This window comes from Vibrio sp. 03_296 (assembly GCF_002265885.1).
The window spans coordinates 1-463 of the sequence record NZ_NPKW01001142.1 but is presented as its reverse complement, the minus strand read 5'-3'; the positions used below and the strand labels follow the sequence as shown (position 1 = coordinate 463).

The following is a 463-nucleotide window of genomic DNA, read 5'->3' as shown; positions in this document are numbered from 1 at the left end:
GCTTCTTTACCTGTCGCTATCGTTCGATCGGCCGCTGTTGAATCATTACTGGCGTTGGCACCAAGGTAATAGTCGTAATCAACAAACTTCCCCTGATAGCTCTCCGCACCCAGCAACCAGAAATCACCCACTTGGTAATTTGATGCCGAAAGATAAGTGACATAGCTTCCTTTGTCAGAATAAAGCGCAGTCCCCAACACAGAAGCATTGGCTTGCCCTACGTGCTTTGCAAGTCCTGCAACACCCAGAGTATTACCCATGCTATCACTGACAAAATAGTAAGGAACTACGGCCGTGTCTGGAGACCAACTTGGCCAGCCATCAGCCCAAGTTGGCAGAGCACACAAGCCAGTTGCCGCAAGCACCAAGCGAAAACAGGTTTGATTCATTAGTGATTTATTCGCTATAAGACATTTCAACGCGTGACGTAAGTTTAGTCACTAACTCATAAGCGATGGTGCCG

The 463-nt window shown here is 47.7% G+C and carries 1 pseudogene; it reads right to left on the bottom strand.

Features of this window, described 5'->3' with window-relative positions:
• Positions 1-389: pseudogene (locus CIK04_RS30390) on the bottom strand (hypothetical protein); the annotation flags it as partial.
• Positions 390-463 lie beyond the last annotated feature (74 nt).